At 72.3% G+C, this 20,923-nt stretch carries 18 protein-coding genes and 1 pseudogene; 5 read left to right on the top strand and 14 right to left on the bottom strand.

From position 1 onward, the window contains the following. Positions 1-22 precede the first annotated feature (22 nt). The 3 genes from JKV81_RS02780 to JKV81_RS02770 are packed head-to-tail and all read right to left on the bottom strand — an operon-like array spanning position 23 to position 2,898. Positions 23-1,216, bottom strand: a complete 1,194-nt coding sequence (locus tag JKV81_RS02780; RefSeq protein WP_129263781.1) for a dipeptidase — start codon at positions 1,214-1,216, stop codon at positions 23-25. A gap of 9 nt (positions 1,217-1,225) precedes the next feature. Continuing rightward, complete coding sequence (gene purE, locus JKV81_RS02775; protein WP_124277288.1) at positions 1,226-1,762, bottom strand: 5-(carboxyamino)imidazole ribonucleotide mutase; 537 nt, start codon at positions 1,760-1,762, stop codon at positions 1,226-1,228. Then, on the bottom strand, positions 1,759-2,898 hold the full coding sequence (locus tag JKV81_RS02770; RefSeq protein WP_129263783.1) for a 5-(carboxyamino)imidazole ribonucleotide synthase: 1,140 nt from the start codon (positions 2,896-2,898) through the stop codon (positions 1,759-1,761). The genes purE and JKV81_RS02770 overlap by 4 nt, the downstream gene beginning before the upstream one ends. Before the next feature lie 177 nt (positions 2,899-3,075). Between JKV81_RS02770 and JKV81_RS02765 the strand changes: the two genes are divergently transcribed. Continuing rightward, on the top strand, positions 3,076-3,597 hold the full coding sequence (locus tag JKV81_RS02765; protein WP_129263785.1) for a GtrA family protein: 522 nt from the start codon (positions 3,076-3,078) through the stop codon (positions 3,595-3,597). A gap of 25 nt (positions 3,598-3,622) precedes the next feature. Here JKV81_RS02765 and JKV81_RS02760 read toward each other — a convergent pair whose 3' ends face one another. Then, a complete protein-coding gene (locus JKV81_RS02760) occupies positions 3,623-4,891 on the bottom strand; it encodes a sensor histidine kinase (protein WP_129263787.1) in 1,269 nt (422 codons plus the stop codon). 14 nt (positions 4,892-4,905) lie between these two features. Continuing rightward, positions 4,906-5,583, bottom strand: a complete 678-nt coding sequence (locus JKV81_RS02755; RefSeq protein ID WP_031098784.1) for a response regulator transcription factor — start codon at positions 5,581-5,583, stop codon at positions 4,906-4,908. A gap of 487 nt (positions 5,584-6,070) precedes the next feature. Between JKV81_RS02755 and JKV81_RS02750 the strand changes: the two genes are divergently transcribed. Beyond that, the gene (locus JKV81_RS02750) at positions 6,071-7,561 is read left to right on the top strand and encodes an oligopeptide:H+ symporter (RefSeq protein ID WP_129263789.1); all 1,491 of its coding nucleotides are present in this window, start codon (positions 6,071-6,073) and stop codon (positions 7,559-7,561) included. A 110-nt stretch (positions 7,562-7,671) separates the two neighbouring features. Here the strand turns inward: JKV81_RS02750 and JKV81_RS02745 are convergent, their stop codons facing one another. Continuing rightward, the gene (locus tag JKV81_RS02745) at positions 7,672-8,163 is read right to left on the bottom strand and encodes an ATP-binding protein (protein WP_124277291.1); all 492 of its coding nucleotides are present in this window, start codon (positions 8,161-8,163) and stop codon (positions 7,672-7,674) included. Positions 8,164-8,362: 199 nt separating this feature from the next. Then, the gene (locus JKV81_RS02740; RefSeq protein WP_099177246.1) at positions 8,363-8,731 is read right to left on the bottom strand and encodes an STAS domain-containing protein; all 369 of its coding nucleotides are present in this window, start codon (positions 8,729-8,731) and stop codon (positions 8,363-8,365) included. Positions 8,732-9,025: 294 nt separating this feature from the next. Here JKV81_RS02740 and JKV81_RS02735 point away from each other — a divergent pair, with 294 nt between their 5' ends. From JKV81_RS02735 to JKV81_RS02725, 3 genes and pseudogenes are all read left to right on the top strand, one after another. Beyond that, a complete protein-coding gene (locus JKV81_RS02735) occupies positions 9,026-10,009 on the top strand; it encodes an RNA polymerase sigma factor SigF (protein ID WP_202074837.1) in 984 nt (327 codons plus the stop codon). Positions 10,010-10,206: 197 nt separating this feature from the next. Beyond that, positions 10,207-11,355, top strand: coding sequence for a DegT/DnrJ/EryC1/StrS family aminotransferase (locus JKV81_RS02730; RefSeq protein WP_129263791.1), 1,149 nt, complete (start codon positions 10,207-10,209; stop codon positions 11,353-11,355). Next, a pseudogene (locus JKV81_RS02725) lies at positions 11,348-12,661 on the top strand (lipopolysaccharide biosynthesis protein); the annotation flags it as partial. The gene JKV81_RS02730 and the pseudogene JKV81_RS02725, both read left to right, overlap by 8 nt. Before the next feature lie 7 nt (positions 12,662-12,668). On the opposite strand, the gene JKV81_RS02720 reads toward JKV81_RS02725, so the two are convergent. The 7 genes from JKV81_RS02720 to hutI all read right to left on the bottom strand — a co-directional run bounded on the left by JKV81_RS02720 (position 12,669) and on the right by hutI (position 20,849). Then, complete coding sequence (locus JKV81_RS02720) at positions 12,669-13,781, bottom strand: glycoside hydrolase family 26 protein (protein WP_241748461.1); 1,113 nt, start codon at positions 13,779-13,781, stop codon at positions 12,669-12,671. Beyond that, positions 13,778-14,200: a DUF1616 domain-containing protein gene (locus JKV81_RS02715; protein ID WP_241748462.1), complete on the bottom strand. Its 423-nt coding sequence runs from the start codon at positions 14,198-14,200 to the stop codon at positions 13,778-13,780. Before JKV81_RS02715 ends, JKV81_RS02720 begins: the two co-directional genes overlap by 4 nt. A 31-nt stretch (positions 14,201-14,231) precedes the next feature. Then, positions 14,232-16,121, bottom strand: a complete 1,890-nt coding sequence (locus JKV81_RS02710; RefSeq protein WP_307820479.1) for a hypothetical protein — start codon at positions 16,119-16,121, stop codon at positions 14,232-14,234. Positions 16,122-16,252: 131 nt separating this feature from the next. Further along, positions 16,253-17,035: a polysaccharide deacetylase family protein gene (locus JKV81_RS02705; RefSeq protein WP_307820481.1), complete on the bottom strand. Its 783-nt coding sequence runs from the start codon at positions 17,033-17,035 to the stop codon at positions 16,253-16,255. Positions 17,036-17,061: 26 nt separating this feature from the next. After that, complete coding sequence (locus JKV81_RS02700; RefSeq protein ID WP_372444057.1) at positions 17,062-18,354, bottom strand: glycosyltransferase family 2 protein; 1,293 nt, start codon at positions 18,352-18,354, stop codon at positions 17,062-17,064. A gap of 87 nt (positions 18,355-18,441) precedes the next feature. Further along, entirely contained in the window at positions 18,442-19,524 is a 1,083-nt protein-coding gene (locus JKV81_RS02695; RefSeq protein ID WP_307820480.1) for a GNAT family N-acetyltransferase, read from the bottom strand. A gap of 143 nt (positions 19,525-19,667) precedes the next feature. Further along, positions 19,668-20,849 carry an imidazolonepropionase gene (gene hutI, locus JKV81_RS02690; RefSeq protein ID WP_129263797.1) on the bottom strand — a complete coding sequence of 394 codons (1,182 nt, stop codon included), beginning with the start codon at positions 20,847-20,849 and terminating at the stop codon, positions 19,668-19,670. Positions 20,850-20,923 lie beyond the last annotated feature (74 nt).

The raw sequence follows: 20,923 nt of genomic DNA, 5'->3' as shown, positions 1-20,923 counted from the left end.
TTCCTGCCATGCCGTACGGAGATCAGCCCTCCGGACCGTCCAGCTCGTCGATCGTGGCGTGGGACGGGCCGACGCGGGTGCTCAGCTCGCGGGACACCGCCTCCGCGTCACGCAGGACCCGTACGGCGTTCTGCCAGGTCAGCTTGGCCACATCGGCGTCCGACCAGCCGCGCGTGAGCAGCTCCGCGATCAGGTACGGGTAGCCGGACACGTCCTCCAGCTCCAGCGGGAGGAACGCCGTGCCGTCGTAGTCGCCGCCGACGCCGATGTGGTCGATCCCGGCGATCTCGCGCATGTGGTCGAGATGGTCGGCGATCGTGCCCACGGTGGCCATCGGGCGCGGGTTGAGCGCCTCGAAGTCCGCGTGGATCCGCATGGCGGCCGGGGTCGTGTCCAGGTGGTGCAGGCCGTGTTCCCGCATGTTGCGGTCGGCGGCGAGCGTCCACTCCACGGCCGCCGGCAGGACGAACTTCGGCACGAAGGTCGCCATGGCCACACCGCCGTTGGCGGCGAGCATCCGCAGCACGTCGTCGGGGATGTTGCGCGGGTGGTCGCAGACCGCCCGGGCCGAGGAGTGCGAGAAGATCACCGGCGCGACGGACGTGGCGAGCGCGTCCCGCATGGTGGTGGCCGCCACATGGGAGAGGTCGACCAGCATCCCGACGCGGTTCATCTCGCGTACGACCTCACGGCCGAACTCCGACAGGCCGCCGACCCGCGGGGAGTCGGTCGCCGAGTCCGCCCAGTCGGTGTTGTCGTTGTGCGTGAGCGTCATGTAGCGGACGCCGAGGGTGTGCAGCGCGCGCAGGGTGGCCAGCGAGTTGTTGATGGAGTGGCCGCCCTCGGCCCCCATCAGGGAGGCGATACGGCCCTCGGCGCGGGCCTTCTCCATGTCGTCCGCGGTCAGGGCGCGCCGCAGGTCCTGCGGGTAGCGGGCGAGCATCTCGCCCACCACGTCGATCTGCTCCAGCGTGGCGCTGACCGCGTCGTCGCCCGCCAGGCGGGGTGCGACGTAGACGGACCAGAACTGCGCGCCGACACCGCCGGCCCGCAGCCGCGGGATGTCGGTGTGCAGGGTGCCGGTCTGGTCCTGGGAGATGTCACGGGCGTCAAGGTCGTAGCCGACCTGTTCGCGCAGGGCCCAGGGGAGGTCGTTGTGGCCGTCGACGACGGGGTGGTCGGCGAGGAGCAGCCGGGCGCGGTCCAGGTTGTCCATCGTGACCGCCTACTTCCCGAAGCCGAAGGAGTCCGCGCCCTGGGTCTTGGCGCGCAGCCGCTTGCCCTTCTCCGTCGCCTGTTCCTTGAGCTCCTGCTGGAAGTCCTTCATCCGCTCCAGCAGCGCGCTGTCGTGGGCCGCGAGGATCCGGGCCGCGAGCAGACCGGCGTTACGGGCGCCGCCGACGGAGACCGTGGCGACGGGGACCCCGGCCGGCATCTGGACGATGGAGAGCAGGCTGTCCATGCCGTCGAGGTACTTCAGCGGGACCGGGACGCCGATCACGGGCAGCGGCGTGACGGAGGCGAGCATCCCCGGCAGGTGGGCGGCCCCGCCCGCTCCCGCGATGATCGCCTTGAGACCGCGGTCCGCGGCCCTCTCGCCGTACGCGATCATCTCGTGCGGCATGCGGTGGGCGGAGACGACGTCGACCTCGTAGGGGATCTCGAACTCGCCGAGGGCCTTGGCGGCCGCTTCCATCACGGGCCAGTCGGAGTCGGAGCCCATGACGATGCCGACGACGGGGGCGGAGCCTGGTGCGGTCATTCGGTGATCGTTCCTCGCAGGTAGTCGGCCGCGTGCCGGGCGCGCTCCCGCACGTCCGCCAGATCGTCGCCGTAGGTGTTGACATGGCCCACCTTGCGGCCGGGCTTCACGTCCTTGCCGTACATGTGGATCTTGAGCTGCGGGTCGCGGGCCATGCAGTGCAGGTAGGCCTGGTACATGTCCGGGTAGTCGCCGCCGAGGACGTTGCACATGACCGTCCAGGTGGCGCGCGGGCGCGGGTCGCCGAGCGGGAGGTCGAGGACCGCCCGTACGTGGTTGGCGAACTGCGAGGTGACCGCGCCGTCCTGGGTCCAGTGCCCGGAGTTGTGCGGGCGCATGGCCAGTTCGTTCACGAGGATGCGGCCGTCGCGGGTCTCGAAGAGCTCGACCGCGAGGTGGCCGACCACGCCCAGCTCGGCGGCGATCCGCAGGGCGAGCTGCTGGGCCTCGCCGGCCAGGCGCTCGTCCAGGCCGGGTGCCGGGGCGATGACGGTGTCGCAGACCCCGTCGACCTGGACGGACTCCACGACCGGGTAGGCGACGGCCTGGCCGTGCGGGGAGCGGACGATGTTCGCCGCCAGCTCCCGCACGAAGTCGACCTTCTCCTCGGCGAGCACCGGGACACCGGCCCGGAAGGGCTCGGCGGCGTCCGCCTCGGAGCGGACCACCCAGACTCCCTTGCCGTCGTAGCCCCCGCGGACCGTCTTGAGGATGACCGGGAAGCCCCCCACCTCCTCGGCGAAGGCAGCGGCGTCCGCCGGGTCCGCGACGATGCGGTGGCGGGGGCAGGGCGCGCCGATCTCCGTGAGCTTGGCGCGCATCACCCCCTTGTCCTGGGCGTGCACGAGGGCGTCGGGGCCGGGGCGTACGGGGATGCCGTCCGCCTCCAGGGCCCGCAGGTGCTCGGTGGGCACGTGCTCGTGGTCGAAGGTGATCACGTCACAGCCGCGTGCGAAGGCGCGCAGCGTCTCCAGGTCGCGGTAGTCGCCGACGACGACGTCGCCCACCACTTGGGCGGCCGAGTCCTGGGGCGTGTCACTGAGGAGCTTGAATTTGAGGCCGAGGGGGATGCCCGCCTCGTGGGTCATCCGGGCGAGCTGGCCGCCGCCGACCATGCCGACTACAGGGAACGTCACGCCTCCAGGGTATCGGGCCGTACGAGGGGCTCCCCCACCCTCTCCGGGGCGGGCCCCGGAGCCTCCGGGAAGCACGCCTCGTCACGCGGGCGGGAGCCGGCTCACGGGCATCACACGGGAGGGCTGGTTAGCATGGCCGGGTTGACGAAACCGACCGGACGGGGCTGAGCGATCACCATGAGCGAACGGGGCGCACTGCGGGCCCGGCTTGATCTGCTGGCCCGGGAGGTCGCCAAGTTCGGCGCGGTCGGCGCGCTCGGGCTGGTCGTGAACATCGTCGTCTCCAACCTGATCTGGCGCACCACGGACATTCCGGTGGTGCGGGCCGGGCTGATGGGGACGGTCGTCGCCATCCTCTTCAACTACGTCGGCTTCCGTTACTGGACCTACCGGGACCGCGACAAGACCGGCCGGACCCGCGAGCTGATGCTGTTCCTGCTGTTCAGCGCCGTCGGCGCGGTGATCGAGACGGGCGTGCTCTACGTGGCGACGTACGGCTTCGGGTGGAACAGCCCGGTCCAGAGCAACGTCTTCAAGATCCTCGGCATCGGGATCGCCACGCTGTTCCGCTTCTGGTCCTACCGCACCTGGGTGTTCCGGGCGCTGCCGGCCAAGGAGGCCGTGCTCGACGCGGAACGATTTCTGGAGCAGCGACGACCCTCCGCCGACGAGGTGACCCCCGGCCCCGTGCCCCGCTGACGCGGGCGCGGGCGGTACGGGGCGTTCAGCGCACCGGGCGTACGGATTCCTTGCGGCTCGGCGCGACCCGGCTCAGGAAGAGGGCGAAGACCGGGGGCTGCTGCTGGAGCAGCTCCAGCCGGCCGCCGTCGGCCTCGGCGAGGTCCCGGGCCACGGCGAGGCCGATCCCGGTGGAGTTACGGCCGCTGATGGTGCGCTCGAAGATCCGCGCGCCGAGGTCGGGCGGGACGCCGGGGCCCTCGTCCGTGACCTCGACGACGACCTGGTTGCCGGTGACGCGCGTGCGCAGCGCGACCGTGCCTCCCCCGTGCATCAGCGAGTTCTCGATCAGGGCGGCGAGCACCTGGGCGACGGCGCCCGGGGTGCCGACGGCCTCCAGGCCCTGCTTGCCCGAGCAGACGACGGCCCGGCCGGCGCTGCGGTAGGCCGGGCGCCACTCCTCGATCTGCTGCTTGACGACCTCGTCGAGGTCGAAGACGACGGCGGAGCCGGTCCGCGGGTCGCGGGCGTTGGTCAGCAGCCGCTGCACCACGTCCGTGAGCCGCTCGACCTGGGTGAGCGCGATGTTCGCCTCCTCCTTCACCGTGTCCGGGTCGTCGGTGACGGAGATCTCCTCGATCCGCATGGAGAGGGCGGTCAGCGGCGTACGGAGCTGGTGCGAGGCGTCCGCGGCCAGGCGCCGCTCCGCGGTCAGCATCCGGGCGATGCGCTCGGCGGAGGAGTCCAGGACGTCGGCGACCCGGTCCAGCTCCGTCACCCCGTACCGCTTGTGCCGGGGGCGCGGGTCGCCCGAGCCGAGGCGCTCGGCGGTCTCGGCGAGGTCGGTGAGCGGGGAGGTGAGCCGGTTGGCCTGGCGTACGGCGAGGAGGACGGCGGAGATGATGGCGAGCAGCGCCACCGCTCCGATGATCAGCAGGGTCCGTCCGACCTCACGGGTCACGGCCGAGCGGTCCTCCTCGACGGTGACCTTCTCGCCCTGCTCCCCCGTCTCCGTGCTGCGGATGGCGTCGCCGTCCGCGGGGCGCTCGCCGACCTCGATGGGGGCGCGCCCGGGGATCTCGACCCGGGCGTAGCGGCTGGGGTCCACCTGCTCGGAGAGCACCTGCGGGGTGATCCGCTCCTCGCCCAGCAGCCGGCTCTCGACGACGCTGATCAGCCGGAAGGCCTCGGAGTCCACGCTCTCCTGGGCGCTGTTGCTGATGGTGCGGGTCTCGACGATGACGAGGGAGACGCCGAAGACGGCGATCACCACGAGCACCACGGCGAGCGTGGAGTTGATCAGTCGGCGGCGCATGACTGTTCTGTACGTCAGCTCTTCTCGAACCGGAAGCCGACGCCCCGGACGGTGGCGATGTAGCGCGGATTGGCCGCGTCGTCGCCGAGCTTCTTGCGGAGCCAGGAGATGTGCATGTCGAGGGTCTTGGTGGAGGACCACCAGGTGGTGTCCCAGACCTCGCGCATCAGCTGGTCGCGGGTGACGACCCGGCCGGCGTCCCGCACGAGGACCCGCAGCAGGTCGAACTCCTTGGCGGTGAGCTGGAGTTCCTCGTCGCCCATCCAGGCCCGGTGGGACTCGACGTCGATCCTGACGCCGTGCGTGGCGGGCTGCGGGGCGGGCTCGGTGGCGCCGCGGCGCAGCAGGGCGCGGACCCGGGCGAGGAGCTCGGCGAGGCGGAACGGCTTGGTGACGTAGTCGTCGGCCCCGGCGTCCAGGCCGACCACCGTGTCGACCTCGTCGGCCCGGGCGGTCAGCACCAGGATCGGTACGGCGTGGCCGTCGGCCCGCAGCCGCCTGGCGACCTCCAGGCCGTCCATGCCGGGCAGCCCCAGGTCGAGGACGACCAGGTCGACGCCTCCCTGGAGGCCGGCGTCGAGGGCGGTCGGACCGTCCTCGCGGACCTCGACCTCGTAACCCTCACGACGCAGGGCGCGGGCCAGTGGCTCCGAGATGGATGCGTCGTCCTCGGCGAGCAGTACACGGGTCATGCAGTGATGGTAGTCCGCGCAGGCCCGGCGGGGTGAGGCACTGGGCAGGCCCTGCGGGTCAGGGCCACGAATCGGTCATCCTCCTTCGAATATGGGACCGTGGTTCCACGGACACCTGTGATCCATGTCTCAAGTCCTTTCATATCCCCGTGTGTCGTGTCGTATGGTTGCTCGACGCCTGTTGCACCGCCGAAGGACCTTTGGGCAGCTTTTAGCGCCAAGGGTCACTTTTGTGTACGGGCCGGTTCCCGCCGGCCCCGACCAGTGAATGACCTGTGGGCCGGGCCCGGAGCGCGAGGACGCGTACCGGGCGTGGATCCCGGAGCGGTCTGTCCCACGACCCCGCCCCCGCGCTCCTCACGGAGCGGTGGCCGGATCGGATCCCCTCGAGGCGTCAGGGGTGGGGCGTGTCCGCCCGGTGCCGGCTACCCCCCACCGGGCGCGTACCGCTCACGAGGCGGCGCGTCCCGACCAGCAAGGATCGACCATGGCGTCCAGCCTGACGAAGGACTCTGCCAGTACTCCTGGTTCGGAGAAGACCTTCTTCGGCCACCCCCGCGGCCTGGCCACTCTCTTCATGACGGAGATGTGGGAGCGCTTCAGCTACTACGGCATGCGCGCCCTTCTCCCGCTCTACCTGATCGCTCCCAACGGGCTTCACATGAACCCCGCCACGGCCACGGCGATCTACTCGGTCTACCTGTCGCTGGTGTACCTGCTCGCCATGCCGGGCGGATGGTTCGGCGACCGCGTCTGGGGTCCCCGCAAGACCGTCGCCATCGCGGGCGGCGTGATCATGCTCGGCCACCTGACGCTGGCCCTGCCGTCGGAGGGCACCTTCTTCGCCGGTCTCGGCCTGGTCGCCATCGGCTCCGGGCTGCTGAAGTCGAACATCTCCACGATGGTCGGCCACCTCTACGACGGCCCGGACGACCCGCGCCGTGACGGTGGCTTCACGATCTTCTACATCGGCATCAACCTGGGCTCCTTCGCCGCCCCGCTGGTGATCGGCACCGTCGGCGAGAGCGTCAACTGGCACCTGGGCTTCGCCCTGGCCGCGGTCGGCATGGGCCTCGGTGTCGGCCAGTTCCTGCTCGGCACCCGCCACCTGAACGAGCGCAGCCACCTCGTGCCGAAGCCGCTCTCCGCCGACGAGCGCGCCTCCACGCTGCGCAAGTCGATGATCTGGCTGGGCATCGCCGCCGTCTTCTACATCGGCGCGGTCGTCACCGGCGTCTACACGCTGAACTGGCTGCTGGTCCCGATCACGATCGCCGGTCTGGTCATCCCCGTGATGGTCCTGGCGCGCATCAAGCGCGACAAGGAGCTCAGCGAGACCGAGCAGAAGAAGGTCTCCGGCTACATCTGGTTCTTCGTGGCCGCCGCCATCTTCTGGATGATCTACGACCAGGGTGGCTCCACCATGGCCATCTTCGCCGACTCCTCGGCGGAGAACTCGGTCCTCGGCTGGGCCTTCCCGGTCTCCTGGTACCAGTCGGTCAACCCGGTCCTGATCATGGCGATGGCCCCGGTCTTCGCCGCCTTCTGGCTGGCGCTGAACCGGCGGGGCAAGGAGCCCAGCACGATCGTGAAGTTCAGCTCCGGTCTGGTGCTGATCGGTGCGTCGTTCTTCCTCTTCCTGGCACCCCTGGCCATCGCGGGCGACGGCCACAAGGCCGCCGCGATGTGGCTGGTCGCGATCTACTTCGTGCAGACCGTCGCGGAGCTGACGCTCTCCCCGGTGGGCCTCTCGGTCACCACCAAGATGGCCCCGGTGAAGTACGCCAGCCAGATGATGGGTGTCTGGTTCCTGGCCGTGACCGCCGGTGACTGCGTCACGGGCCTGCTGTCCATCGCGGGTGTCGGCCTCAACGGCAGCGGCGTGGTCGCGCTCCAGGCCACGCTCGCGGTCGTCGCGGGTGTCGCGATCTTCGTCTACCGCGGCAAGGTCAAGGGGCTCATGGGCGACGTCCACTGACCCGGACCCCGCCCGCACACGGCCGAGGGCCCGCACCGATCGAGATCGGTGCGGGCCCTCGGCCGTTCGTACGGGGTGCGCGGATCACGCGTCCGTACGGGAAAAGCGTGCTACGCGGGAGCGGCGAGCTCCGCCCAGACGGTCTTGCCCGGCTGTTCCGGCGTACGTGTCACGCCCCAGTCCAGACAGAGCCGCTGCACGATGAACATGCCGTGCCCGCCGGGCCGCCCCGCGCGGTGCGGGGTGCGCGGCGCCGGCTGCCCCGCTCCGGCGTCGACGACCTCGACGCGGAGCATCTTGGACGAGCAGGCGATGCGGAGCTCCTCAGGACCGTCCGCGTGCAGGCAGGCGTTCGTGACGAGCTCGGACACGACCAGAAGGACGTCCTCGGCGGCCGCTCGCCGGTCCGCGCTCGACGCGGGCAGCCAGCCCCAGTCGTGGAGCGCCTGCCGTGCGAAGTCGCGGGCCATCGGCACGATGCCGCTGGCCTGTCTCAGCGAGAGCGTGCGCCACTGCCGGTCAGCGGGTACGGCAGAGGCGGTGCCCGTGCCGTCCGGCTCGCGGCCGAGGCCGCCCGGCGGATGCTGCCGGGTGGTGCTCATCAGCGCTTCACCTCACCGATTCACCGTGTTGCCAACGAACAGAACTGATCAGATACAGAGTGTGCGGGTTCCATGACCCCGACGGGATGTCTCCTGCCCGGCCGAATGGTGACAACACCCTTTTCGCCTACGCCATCGGCGTGACTCGTGCGACAGCGGGGGCTCCCGGAGCCGGGCATACGCATGGTGGACGCCGCTGTCAGCCGCTCAGAGCGTCTGCGAGCGAGGCGTGGACGGTGAAGACCGCCTCCGCCCCCGTGATCTCGAAGACACGGGCCACCACGGGCTGCATTCCGGCCAGGTGGACCCCTCCTCCGGCGGCCTCCGCCTTCAGACGCGCACCGAGCAGCACGTTGAGCCCGGTGGAGTCACAGAAGTCGAGCCGCGAACAGTCCACGACCAGGCGCGTACGCCCTTGCGCGACCGCGCTCTCCAGGGGCTCCCGAAGCAGATCGGCCGTGTGGTGATCGAGCTCACCCACCGGCGTCACGACCTCGCTCAGCCCCTCGGTCCGGACCTCGACATTCAGCCGACCCCGGTTCGCACTGCCGACCGTCCCGCGGTCCATTGACTGTCCCTCTTCGCCGTCCGTCACTACCCACGTCCCTGTGTACGCGGCTTCATCGTGGCTGGCCCCCGACGTGCGTAAAACATTACGCGTTTCCCTCGCCACACGGTAGTCGAAGAACTCAACAAACCGGACATATAGGCGTATTTGGCGCTTGTAACTCACGGCTGGAAACCGGTAAGGGTAGAAGGGACATCTGCACGAATCATTTCGATCGGCTTCGGAGGCGCCGCTTCACCGCAGGAAGACGTATGGGCATCGGCAGCCATATGCCGAGAACGATGGAGGAGAACCATGTCACCCCGGCTCGACGTATCGCGTACCCACATCGCGACGTCGGCATGTCCTCAGGGACCGACCGATTCCGACTCCGCTGCTGCGAGCGCCGTACCCGGCCCGCGTACCAGCATCGGCACCACCCCCGGCCTCATCGCCGACGACCACATCCCGGACGAGGGATTCGAGGGTCTCGAGGGACTTCCCGAGATCCCGCCCTACGCCGAAGTCGGCGCGCTGGACGCCAGGGCCCTGTCGAAGACGCTCTTCGCGCGGCTCGAAGCCCTCGAGGAGGGCACCCACGAGTACGCGTACGTACGCAACACCCTCGTCGAACTGAATCTGGCCCTGGTCAAGTTCGCAGCCGCCCGGTTCCGCTCCCGCAGCGAGCCCATGGAGGACATCGTCCAGGTCGGCACCATCGGCCTGATCAAGGCGATCGACCGCTTCGAGCTCAGCAGGGGCGTCGAGTTCCCGACGTTCGCGATGCCGACCATCGTCGGTGAGATCAAGCGCTTCTTCCGGGACACCAGCTGGTCCGTGCGCGTCCCGCGCCGGCTCCAGGAGTTGCGGCTCGACCTCGCCAAGGCGGGCGACGAGCTGGCCCAGAAGCTGGACCGCGCACCCACCGTCCTCGAACTCGCCGACCGCCTCGGCATCAGCAGGGACGAGGTCGTCGAGGGCATGACCGCGAGCAACGCGTACACCGCGAGCTCGTTGGACGCCAAGCCCGAGGACCACGGCGACGGCAACGACGGCGCACTCGCGGACCGCATCGGCTACGAGGACAACGGCCTCGAAGGCATCGAGTACGTCGAGTCCCTCAAGCCGCTCATCGCCTCGCTCCCCCTGCGCGACCGGACGATCCTCTCCATGCGGTTCGTCTCCAACATGACGCAGTCGGAGATCGGCGAGGAGCTCGGCATCTCGCAGATGCACGTGTCCCGGCTGCTGTCGCGGACGCTCGTCAAGCTCAGGAAGGGCCTGACCGTGGAGGAGTGACCCCGCGTCATTCGCACCACCGGTACGGCATTGCGGAAGGACCTGCCCGGCACGACGGGCGGGTCCTTCCGCATTGTTGACGAAGTGCCCGGACTGGGCCACATTGGGCAGGGTTCTGGGGGGAACACATGGCTCATGGGGCAAGCGGTCCTGAGGACCGTGCCGTTCGGGAAGCGACACGAGCTGCGGAAGCGACGATGGGGGCCCGGCTCGGCCGGGAATGCCTGTACGTCCCGTCCTGCCGCTTCGGCCTCTATCTGGCGCTCCGTCACTGGTGCGCACCCGGTGGCAGGATCCTGATGTCCCCGGTCAACGACGACGTCATCCTCTTCGTCGTCCTCGCCGCCGGCCTGCGGCCCGTCCAGGCCCCGCTGTCCCCGGCGGACGGCTCGATCGACGTGGACGCCGTGCCCGACTCCGTGTGGGCGGGCCTGTCGGCCGTCCTCACCACCAATCTGTACGGGAACCCGGACCGGGCCCGGCGGCTGCGCGAGCGCTGCGACCGCCTCGGCGTCCCGCTGATCGAGGACGCGGCGCACGCCATCGGCAGCTCCACGGACGGGAAGCCCGTCGGCTCGTACGGGGAGGCGGCCGTCTTCAGCCTCTCCAAACACGTCGGCGCGAAGGCCGGAGGCTTCCTCGCCGTCGCCGACCCCGCCCTGCGCGCCCCGCTGGAGCAGGCCCGCGACGCCCTGCTCGACCCGGCCCGGCTCACCGCCGAACTCACCTACGCCGTACGCCCGTACGCGGAGGCGGCCGTGCGCGGGCTCCGGCTCGCGCCCGCCGCCCGGCGGGCCCTGCGGCTCCTCGGGCTCCAGGAACGGGACGGGATCCGGATGCCGTTGCGGCCCGCGGAGCTGCGGGAGGCGCTGACCGCCGCGCCCTCGCTGGCGGACTTCCACCCCTGGGTCCGCGTCGACCTGCACGACTACCGCATCGCCCCGGGCCGCTTGCGGATGCGCCGCGTCCGGCGCCTGCTGGCCGGCCTCGACGAGCGGCTCGACGCGCACCGGGCGGGCACCGAGCGCCTCCTCCGGACCCGCTGGGCACCGCCGGCCACCGCCGGGGCCCCCGTACAGCCGCTGTTCCGGGTGCCGTTGCTGGTGGCCGACCGGGACGCGGCCGTCGCCGCGCTCGCCCGCCACCGCATCACCGTCGGCTATCTCTACGACCCGCCGCTCGACACCTACGCGGGCACACCGTTCACCGACCCGTCCCCCTCCCCCGCCGGAGCGGCCTGGTTCGCCCGGCACACCCTGCCCGTCGACCCGCTGCGTGCCGGCCGGGTCATCGAGGTCCTGGCCTCGGCGGGTGCCGGGCCCGCCGAGGAGCGGCCCGGTGGCTGACACGGCGAGAGCCGGCCGGCCGGGGGAAGCGGTTCCCCCGGCCCCCGGGGGCGGTGCGGGCGGCGACTCGATGTTCCGCAACGCCTACGCCCTGATGCTCTCCACCGGTGTCTCCGCCGCGCTCGGCCTCGGCTTCTGGCTGGTCGCCGCCCGCTACTACACGGAGGAGGCCGTCGGCCAGGGCTCCGCCGCCATCGCCGCGATGCGGCTCCTCGCCTCGGTCACCGCGACCACGATGATCGGCGCCGTCGTCCGCTACGTGCCCCGCGCGGGGCGTGCCACCGGCTCCCTGGTCGCCCGTACGTATCTCGCCAGCTCCGTCGTCGTGACCCTCGCCTGCACGGTCTTCCTGCTCACGCTGGACCTCTGGGGCGACTCGTACGCCCCGCTCGGCACGCTCTCCGCCGGGCTCGTCTTCACCGGCTCCTGCGTCGCCTGGGCGGTCCTCACCCTCCAGGACGGGGTGCTGACCGGGCTGCGCAAGGCCGTCTGGGTCCCCGTCGGCAACGCGGTGTTCTCCCTCGGCAAGCTGCTGCTCCTCGCCGTGTTCGCGGGCGCCCTTCCCGTCCTCGGCGTCTTCGTCTCCTGGGCCGCCGCCATCGCGCTGTCCGTGCTGCCGCTCGGCTGGCTGGTCTTCCGCCGGCTGATCCCGCGCCAGGCCGGGGACGACCGGGACCGGGAGCCGCCCCGGATGCGCGAGATCGGCAGGTTCCTGGCCGGGGACTCCGTCGGCGCGCTCTTCAGCCTGGCCATGATCAATCTGCTGCCGGTGATGGTGGCGGTGCGCTTCGACGCCGCGCACAACGGCTTCTTCTACATCGCCTACACCGTCGGCGGCACCATGGAGTTCATGGCCGTCAACATGGCCTCCTCCCTCACCGCGCACGCCTCGCACAGCCCCGGCCGGCTGGCCGACGGGGTGCGCGGGGCGCTGCGCCGCATGGCGGTCCTGCTCGTCCCCGTCGTGGCCGTCCTGGTGATCTTCGCCCCGCAGATCCTCAGCCCCTTCGGCCCGGGCTACGCCGTCCACGGCGCCCTGGTCCTGCGGCTGCTGGCGGCGGCCGCCCTGCCCCGGGTCGTCGTCGAGCTGTACATCGGCGTGCTGCGGGTGCAGGGCCGCACCGGCGCGCTGGCCGTCCTCCAGGGCGCGATGTGCGTCCTCGTCCTGGGCGGCGCGGCCGTGCTGCTCGGCCCGGCCGGGATCGCCGGGGCGGGCTGGGCGATGCTGGCGGCGATGACCGCCGTGGCGGCCGTGTCCGCGCCGGGGCTCCGCTCGGCCCTCACCTCCCGGGCGCCCGGGAGGAGGGGGCGGGTCAGCGGCCGGGCACCGGCTGCCTGAACCAGCTGTCCCGGCCCGCCGTGCGGTACCCCTCCAGGCCCGGACCGTCGTCGACCGTGAGATCACAGCCCTCGCCCGGGACCGCCCGGTTCCAGTGCACCAGCGCCTTGGCCCCGGGCATCGTCCGGGCGGCCTCGGGGATCTCCTCGTACCACTCGCGCTGGCGGTCCTCGTCCGCCGGATCGGGGACCGTGGCGAACTCGGCGAACATCAGCGGCTTGTCGGCGCTGATGTGGGTGCGCAGCCACTCGTAGGCCGGCCGCTGGCTGCGGTCGAAGTCCTTCCAGTCCGTGGTGTCGTGGCAGGTGAAGTAGTTGTACTGGTCCATGCCGATCCAGTCGACGTACGCGTCGCCCGGGTAGAGCCGTTCGAAGAGCTTCGCGTTGGCGAGGTAGCCGGAGACCGTCCACACCCACACCACGTTGTCCACGCCCAGCTCCTCGAACCGGTCGTGGAGGTGGCGGTAGGCGGCGACGTACTCCTCGGGGGTGCCCGCGTCACCGACCCGGGCGTCGACCTCCTGGTCGAAGGAGAAGAACACCCGCTTCCCGTACGCCTTGACGCGCCGCGCCTGCGGGTCGATGATCTCGCGGTCGTACGCCCCCGAGGCGATCTTCGCCCAGCCGAGCTGGTCCTCGGTCCAGCCCGCGTGGTGGGGTTCGCGCCAGACCGTCGACTCCCAGGCCAGCATCAGCAGCCGGTCCCGGCCGAGCACCTGCTCGTCGGGGGTCAGGAGCTGACCGTCGAGCTCGGTGCCCGACATGTCGTGGTACGTGTACAGGAGGTCGAGCTTCCGGCCGATCTTCTTCTCGAAGGCGTACACGGCGTCCTTGAGCGAACCGTTCTCCGCGTACGGGATGTACGCACCCCACCAGGCGCCGCACGGCGGTACGAGCGTGGCGGTGGGGGCGCAACTCCCGCCGGGCACCGGGCCGGTGGCGGCGTCGGCGGGGAGGGCGCCGGCCGACGGCACGCCCTCGTCGTCCCCCGGGGTGGGCGGGCCGAACCAGGCGAGGAGCCCGGTCAGCAGCGCGGCGGCGGAGAGCAGGGCGAGCACCGCGTACGGAGGGGGACGGCGGCGGGTCACCGGCGCCTCACCGGTGTCGCCCCGGCCCGCTCGACGGCGCCCCGGGTGGCCGCGGGCAGCGGGAGTCCGGGGAGCGCCGAGGCGAGGGTGGTGAGCGCGGCGAGGGTCACCAGGAACGCCGTACCCGAGAAGCTCCGCACCAGGAACAGCGCGGTGGCCGTGAGGACGGCCAGGGACAGCCCGACGGGTGCGGCGAGCGCCGCCGCTTCCAGCCGGGCACCCGGCCTCAGCGGCCCCGGCTGCGGATACAGCAGGGCGAGGCCGGGGCCGAAGCAGACGAAGAGGAGCCCGGGGATCCAGCGCAGGGGCGCACCCCCCGGCAGCGCGGTCGCGGCGAGCGCCACCCACCCGGAGAGCGCCAGGGCGGCTCTGATCAGGGTCCGGCGGGCGGGGAGTGCCGGTTGCCGGTTCTCGGACACGTGGCTGCCTTCCTGCTCTGGGGCGTGTGGCTCAGGGGCTGTCGTAGCGCAGGACGACGCCGTATCCGGTCCGTTCGACCACGTGGAAGAGCGGCGAGGCGGTGAGGTCCCGGGTCAGTGCGGCGAAGCCGCCGGGGGGAAGCAGTCCCTCGCCGGCGGTGTAGATGTCCTGGGTGCGCGTGAGGATGACGTAGGCCGTGGTGGCGGGCGGCAGCCGCGTGGAGAGATAGCCCGCCGGGTCCTTGAGCATCCCGACGTTCTCCGGGAGCTCCTGCTCGGCGAAGAACCAGTGCTCCAGCCGGTCGTAGCGGTGCAGCGCCTGCGGGAAGGAGCCCGTGGTGGCCAGGATCAGCGACCCCTCGGGGGCCCGGTCGAGGGTGCGGGTGACGAGCGCGGTCTCGGCGGGCGGGGTGTAGTTCATCCGCTCCTTGCCGTAGTACGAGGGCATGAAGCCGGCCAGCAGCGCGACCAGCGTCACCGGGAGGGCGACCGCGCAGATCCTGCGTACGGCGGGCCGGACCCGGTGCGCCCCGGTACCCCCGGCGGCGGGGACGAGCGCCGCGGCGGCGAAGAAGGCGGCGCCCGGGAGCGCGAACAGGTAGACCCGGAAGAGCATCTCGCCGCCGTAGTCGTTGACCACGAACAGGGGTACGGGCGCGACGGAGGCCAGCAGCAACGGCAGGGCGCTGTGCACCAGGCGGCGTCGCAGCAGGAGGGCCGCGCCCGCGAGGACGGCGACGGCCAGCACCATCAGGACGTTGGCGCGGCCGGCGAGTTCGGGGCCGGCGCCGGTGAGCTGTCCGGCGTATCCGGCGCGGGAGTTCTGGGTGAGCTGTCCGAGCGAGTCGCGCAGCGTGCCCAGCGTCTCGGTGAACAGGGGGCGGCCCATGGTGAGGTCCCAGGCCAGCATGAGCGCCCCGGCGACGGCCAGGAGCCCGAGGTTGCGGTAGCGCCGGGTGAGGCTGAAGGCGAGCAGGGTGACGCAGAGCATCACCGGGGTCAGCTGGTGCACCGCGTTGATCGCCACGAGCAGGGGCACCAGGACCACGACGCAGACCGCGCGCTGCCGGGTGCCGGTGGGCGGCGGGACGGCCGCGGCGGCCGGGTCGGGCCAGGAGCGCGAGCGCAGCCGCCCCGCCGCGCCGGGGCGTACGAAGTGCCGTACGACGACGGCGAGTACGGCGAGGTGGAGGAGGTAGGCGAGGCCCTGCGGGGCGAAGTAGTCCTGGCCCACCCAGTTGGCGAGCTGGAAGATCCAGACGGCGGTCCACACGAGCCGCCGGTCCTCGCTGAAGGTGCGGTAGATCAGGATCAGGACCGGCATCGTCAGCAGGCCGAGGACGATGGGCGCCCAGTTGAGGTACGTGGCGGCACCGTCGGCCCCGAAGGCGCGGACGAGACCGCCGTTGAGCGTGAAGAAGCCGGGCCACTGGTCGTAGGCGGACATGTTGCCGGACAGGTGCTCGTCCGGGCGCAGTTCGCCGTTGGCCAGCAGGTGGTTGACGACGGCGTCGTGCTTGGAGGCCCAGGGGTAGCGCTCCGAGTCGTACAGGACGGCGGGCACGCCCTTGAGCGCCATCAGGAGCCCGGCGCAGTACAGGGCGGGCCACCAGGGGGCCGTGCCCGCGCGGCGGAGGGCGGCCAGGAAGCCCGCGGTCAGGACGAGCAGGGAGAGGTAGTAGGTGACGGGCAGCCGGTCCAGGAGGCCGTACTCGCCCATCGAGCGGAACCCGATGTGCGGCAGCGAGAGGCCCCAGAGGGCGGCTGCCAGGAGTAACGGCAGCCCGGTGAGCAGTGCCCGGGGTCCCCGCGCGCCGGGGACGCGGCGGGGCGTCTCTCCGGGGACGGCGCCGGGAGGCGGCACCGGCTCGGCGCTCCCCGCGGTGTCCCCCTCGACCTGCGCGGGCACATGCTGTGGCACGGTGCGACTCCCCCCACGGATGTGGTCGCGGCCGTCACGCCGCTGTCCTGTCCCCTTAAGCGAAGTATAGGAATCTGCTTCGCCTTTGTGGCGCTCTCCGCCCTTTCTCCGTCCCGAGCGGTCCGCCCGCTTCACCCCGCGAAGACGGGCCCCCGTGCGGCGGCCCGTGCCCGCCGGTACCAGCGCCAGCCGACCGTGGGCGGTGCGTCGCGGAACGGGGCCGTCCGTGCGCCCTCGCCCGCCATCCAGCGCTCGACGTCCCGCACCGTGTGGCTCCGCCGCAGGATCAGCCGGGCGATCCGGTACGGCTCGTCCCGGTCCGAGCTGAGCGCGTGCCGGACGGCCACCGCGGACTCGTAACCGGCGTCCCGGGCGGCCCGGCGCACCCGCGCGCTGTTGTACCCGTGCGGATAGGCGAGATGGACCACCTCATGGCCCAGGACGTCCTCCAACGCTGTCCTGGAGTCGACGAGTTCGGTGCGCAGGGCCGCTCCGGGCAGCGTGTCCAGCTGCGCGTGCGTGACGGTGTGCCCGCCCACCTCCATGCCGTACTGCTCCAGCAGGGGCGCCTGCTCCAGGCACATCATGGGGGCGGGCGGCAGCAGGCTGCCCCCTTTCCCCGAGCGTGCCAGCGCGCCGGTCGTGAGATAGGCGGTGGCCGGCATCGACCGTCCGGCGAGCGCCTCGGCGGTCGGCCCCGGCAGGTCCGCGAAGCCGTCGTCGAAGGTCAGGACGACCGGCCGGTCCGGCAGCGCCCCCCGTCCCACGAGATGCGCGGCGAGGGCGCTCACCGGGACCGGCGTACGGCCGCTGGCGGCGACCGCGTCCAGCTGGGCGGCGAACTCCCCGGGTCTGACGGTGAACTCCGCGATCCACTCCGGCGGGTCGTCCATCACCGCGTGGTACAGCAGCACGGGTATCCGGGACGCCCCGCGCGCGCTCACGCCCCCTCCCAGGGAAGGGGCGCACCCCGGACGGCCAGCCGGGCCCGTACGTACCCGAGGGGGCCGTACAGCAGACCGCGCCGCTCCAGGCGGGACAGGTGCCGGGGCCACGGGTGGGTGGACGCGCCGTGCGTGCCGGGGACACCGGTGCGGCCCACGGCACCGGCCGTACGCGCGGCCGTCATCGCGCGGGCGTGGGCCAGGCCGCGCGGCAGCCGGGCCAGCAGCGGCGGCAGCAGGGCGGGCCTGCGGACCAGGAGCGCGGTGAGGGAGGCGGTGAGCCCGGCGCCGTAGCCGTACGCCTGCCCGCACAGGTCCTCCCAGCGCTCCCTGTGGTGGTGCCAGACGATCGCGTCGGGCGTGTAGTGCAGCGGGTGCCCCTCGGCGAGGAGCCGTACGAACGCGTAGAGGTCGTCGCCCCCCTTGGCCGCGGTGCCGGTGCCGGTCGCGGGGTCGAAGCCGCCGATCGCGCGCAACGGCCCGGCGCGGAACGCCATGTTGGCCCCGGAGCCGAACCGTCCGGCGGTGAAAGGGAAGAGCGGCTCGTCGGCCGGCGGGTGCGCCGGGTCGTAGCGGCGCTCGGTGAACCCCTTGGCGAATCCGCCGTGGCTCTCCAGCAGGACCTGGGCGGGGGTGGTCAGCCTGGCCGGCAGGATCAGGCCCGTGACACAGGCCGGCCTGGGGTGCTCACCGAAGGGCCGGGTGAGCGCGGTCAGCCAGTGCGGGTCGGCGATGACGTCGTCGTCGGTGAAGGCCAGGATCTCGGAACCGGCCACGGCGACACCCCGGTTGTGGGCCGCGGCCAGGCCGGGCACCGGCTCCAGGACGTAGCGCACACCCCGGCCGGCGTAGGCGGAGGCGATCAGCTCGCGGGTGGCGCCGGTGGCCGGGGCGTTGTCGACAACCACGATCTCGAAGTCCGGGTGGTCCTGGGCGAGCAGCGAGTCGAGGGCGCGGGCCAGCTGCTCGGGGCGCTCCCGGGTCGCGACGACGACGGTGGCCCTCGGCACGTCCCCGGCCGGGCGCTGCGGGGCTGCCGAAGCGTCCGAAGCGTCCGGCACGACGATCTCGTCCGCCGCCTGCTCGGCCAGCACGGAGGCCGGGTCGTCGCCCGCCCTGACGCGCCCGACGACCGTGCCGACGGGGCGCCCGCGCAGCCGTACGAGGGCGAGGAACCGCTGGTCACCGCCGTCGCGCGGGGCGGTGTCCAGGGGCGGCCCGCCGGGCACTTGCCCCAGTCGTACGCCGGTGCCGTCGGCCGCGTCGAGCTCCAGCTCGGCGACGGCCAGGCCACTGAGCCGGCCGATGTCGGGTGACGGCGGTGTCTTCCCTGTCTGTCCGTTCCGGTGCCGCATCCGGTCCCCCCGGTCGTGACGCTATGGACGTTTCGGTTCGCGCAGCCGGCCGGCCCGTTCGAGGCCGCGCTGCGCCAGGCCCGCCAGCCGGGGCCGGTTCCGTACGAAACCGTGTGCGCGGCGGGAGGGTTCGCGGCCGATCCACTGGAGCGCCGCGCCCGCGCCCGGCCTGACGGAGGCTCCCTCGTACACCGTGAGTTCACCGGTCCTCAGGGCGTCCTTGTACTCGGCCGCCCCGCGCCCCATGTCGAGCATCCCGATGCCGTCGTCCGCGGCCGCCCGTGCCATCCGCAGATGCAGGATCAGGCCCGGCGAGTACTTCGCGAACGCCGGGTCGTACGCCGGGAACCAGCACGAGAGCACCGTCCGCGAGCGCAGCCCGAAGTGGGCGGCCACCGGCCGGTCACCGGCGTACAGGACGGAGAGCAGGCCCGAGCAGCCGGGCGCCCCGGTGTGGAAGAGGAACTCCGTCAGGCCGCGGATCCACTCCTTCGCGAAGCGGTCGCGGCGGCCGGTCCTGCGGTACTGGGCGGACTTCCACCCCATCAGGGTCCCCAGCACCTCCGGGTCCCGCTCGTCGAGGACGAACCGCACCTCCCCGGCGTCACGGCCGAGCTTGCGCTCCTTGGCCAGCGTGGTCCTGAGGAACTTCGGCGCCTGCGCGCGCAGGGTCTTCTCGTACGCCGCGTACCCGTCGCCGACATCGATGACGTACGAGGCGTACGCGCGCGCCGCGTCCGGCGCGAAGAGACCCTGGCCCTCCTCCAGGTTGTCGAACTCCCAGGCCGAGAGCCCGCAGGCCCGCAGCAGCTCCTTCGCGTCCAGCTCGAGCCCGGGGCGCAGCACGGCGCCCTGGACGTCGGAGACCCCCAGGCCGATGGCCCGGCCGTGGCCGAGCGGGCCCCGCTCGAAGGGCAGGAAGCCGGCCGTCGCCCCGGACTCCTCGCCGATGACCGCCACCCGTGCGCGCGGCCGGACGCGGCCGACGGCGAGGGTGAACTCCGGTTCCATGAACGGATGGGCCGGGGCCCCGGACCTGGCCCGCAGCTCCCGCCAGCTCTCGATGTCCCCCGCGCCCAGATCCCCGGGCCTGACCACACGTATGCGCCTGCCGCTCACCAAGACCCCCCGGTCCTACCCCCTGAGCCACGCTGCCCAGAACGGTACCGGGCCCCGTCACCCGGCGGTAGACGACCGCGACATCCCGTGACCGACCGGTCAAAACCGGATCCGCCGCCGCCGGACCGTCAGAGAGCCCGCTCCCCGGCCCGCCACACCGCGCGGACCAGCGGGACCCCCGGCCGGTAGGCGAGGTGGACATGGCTCGGCGCGTCCAGCATCACGAGGTCGGCCCGGGCGCCGGGGGTGAGGCGGCCGACGTCGGTGCGGCGCAGCGCCGCGGCCCCGCCGGCGGTCGCCGACCAGAGCGCCTCGTCGGGAGTCATGCCCATGTCCCGTACGGCGAGGGCGATGCAGAACGGCATGGAGGAGGTGAACGAGGAGCCCGGGTTGCAGTCCGTGGACAGGGCGACGGTGGCGCCCGCGCCGAGGATGCGGCGGGCGTCGGGCCACTGCGCGCGTGTGGAGAACTCGGCGCCCGGGAGCAGGGTGGCGACGGTCCTTCCCTGGCCGAGCGCGTCGAGGTCGGCGTCGTCGAGGTGGGTGCAGTGGTCGGCGGAGGCCGCGTCCAGCTCGACGGCGAGCCGGACCCCGGGGCCGTGGCCCAGCTGGTTGGCGTGGACACGGGGGTGCAGGCCCCTGGCCGCTCCGGCGGTGAGGATCGTGCGCGCCTGGTCCTCGTCGAAGGCGCCGCGCTCGCAGAAGACGTCGATCCAACGGGCGTACGGGGCGCAGGCGTCCAGCATCGGCCCGGTGACGAGGTCCACGTAGCCCGCGGGGTCGTCGGCGTAGTCCGGGGAGACGATGTGGGCGCCGAGGAAGGTGACCTCGTCGGTGTGGGTGGCGGCGATGCGCAGGGCGCGTGCCTCGTCCTCGACGGTGAGGCCGTAGCCGGACTTGGTCTCGAAGGTGGTGGTGCCCTGCCGGAGCGCCTCCGCGAGGTAGCGGGCGACGTTGGCGGAGAGCTCCTCGTCGGAGGCGGCGCGGGTGGCGGCCACGGTGGTGCGGATGCCGCCCGCGGAGTAGGGGCGGCCGGACATACGGGCGTTGAACTCGGCGGTGCGGTCCCCGGCGAACACCAGGTGGGAGTGGGAGTCGACGAAGCCGGGGATCACCGCCCGGCCGCCCGCGTCGACGGCGTTGTCGGTGGCGGGTGCTTTGCTGGATTCACCGGTCCACGCGATGCGGTCGCCGTCGATGACGACGGCCGCGTCCTGGATCAGGCCCAGGGGGGTCCCGTCGCCGAGGGAGGGGTCGTTGGTGACCAGGTTCGCGATGTGGGTGATGGCGGTCGTCGTGGTCGTCGTCATCCGGACACAGCTTTCTTCTGACGCGGGCACGGGCCCGGGGCGGTCTTCCGGGACGGGCTCGGGCCCGGGGCGGT

Source organism: Streptomyces silvae (assembly GCF_016745505.1).
Taxonomy (GTDB): domain Bacteria; phylum Actinomycetota; class Actinomycetes; order Streptomycetales; family Streptomycetaceae; genus Streptomyces; species Streptomyces silvae.
Note: the sequence above shows the minus strand (reverse complement) of the source record. Positions and strands in the feature narration are given on the sequence as shown.

Excerpts from the sequence above, each read along its gene's own strand:
- JKV81_RS02780 (WP_129263781.1), bottom strand. The coding sequence starts at position 1,216 with ATGGACAACCTGGACCGCGCCCGGCTGCTCCTCGCCGACCACCCCGTC.
- purE (WP_124277288.1), bottom strand. The coding sequence starts at position 1,762 with ATGACCGCACCAGGCTCCGCCCCCGTCGTCGGCATCGTCATGGGCTCC.
- JKV81_RS02765 (WP_129263785.1), top strand. The coding sequence starts at position 3,076 with ATGAGCGAACGGGGCGCACTGCGGGCCCGGCTTGATCTGCTGGCCCGG.
- JKV81_RS02760 (WP_129263787.1), bottom strand. The coding sequence starts at position 4,891 with ATGCGCCGCCGACTGATCAACTCCACGCTCGCCGTGGTGCTCGTGGTG.
- JKV81_RS02755 (WP_031098784.1), bottom strand. The coding sequence starts at position 5,583 with ATGACCCGTGTACTGCTCGCCGAGGACGACGCATCCATCTCGGAGCCA.
- JKV81_RS02750 (WP_129263789.1), top strand. The coding sequence starts at position 6,071 with ATGGCGTCCAGCCTGACGAAGGACTCTGCCAGTACTCCTGGTTCGGAG.
- JKV81_RS02745 (WP_124277291.1), bottom strand. The coding sequence starts at position 8,163 with ATGAGCACCACCCGGCAGCATCCGCCGGGCGGCCTCGGCCGCGAGCCG.
- JKV81_RS02740 (WP_099177246.1), bottom strand. The coding sequence starts at position 8,731 with ATGGACCGCGGGACGGTCGGCAGTGCGAACCGGGGTCGGCTGAATGTC.
- JKV81_RS02735 (WP_202074837.1), top strand. The coding sequence starts at position 9,026 with ATGTCACCCCGGCTCGACGTATCGCGTACCCACATCGCGACGTCGGCA.
- JKV81_RS02730 (WP_129263791.1), top strand. The coding sequence starts at position 10,207 with ATGGGGGCCCGGCTCGGCCGGGAATGCCTGTACGTCCCGTCCTGCCGC.
- hutI (WP_129263797.1), bottom strand. The coding sequence starts at position 20,849 with ATGACGACGACCACGACGACCGCCATCACCCACATCGCGAACCTGGTC.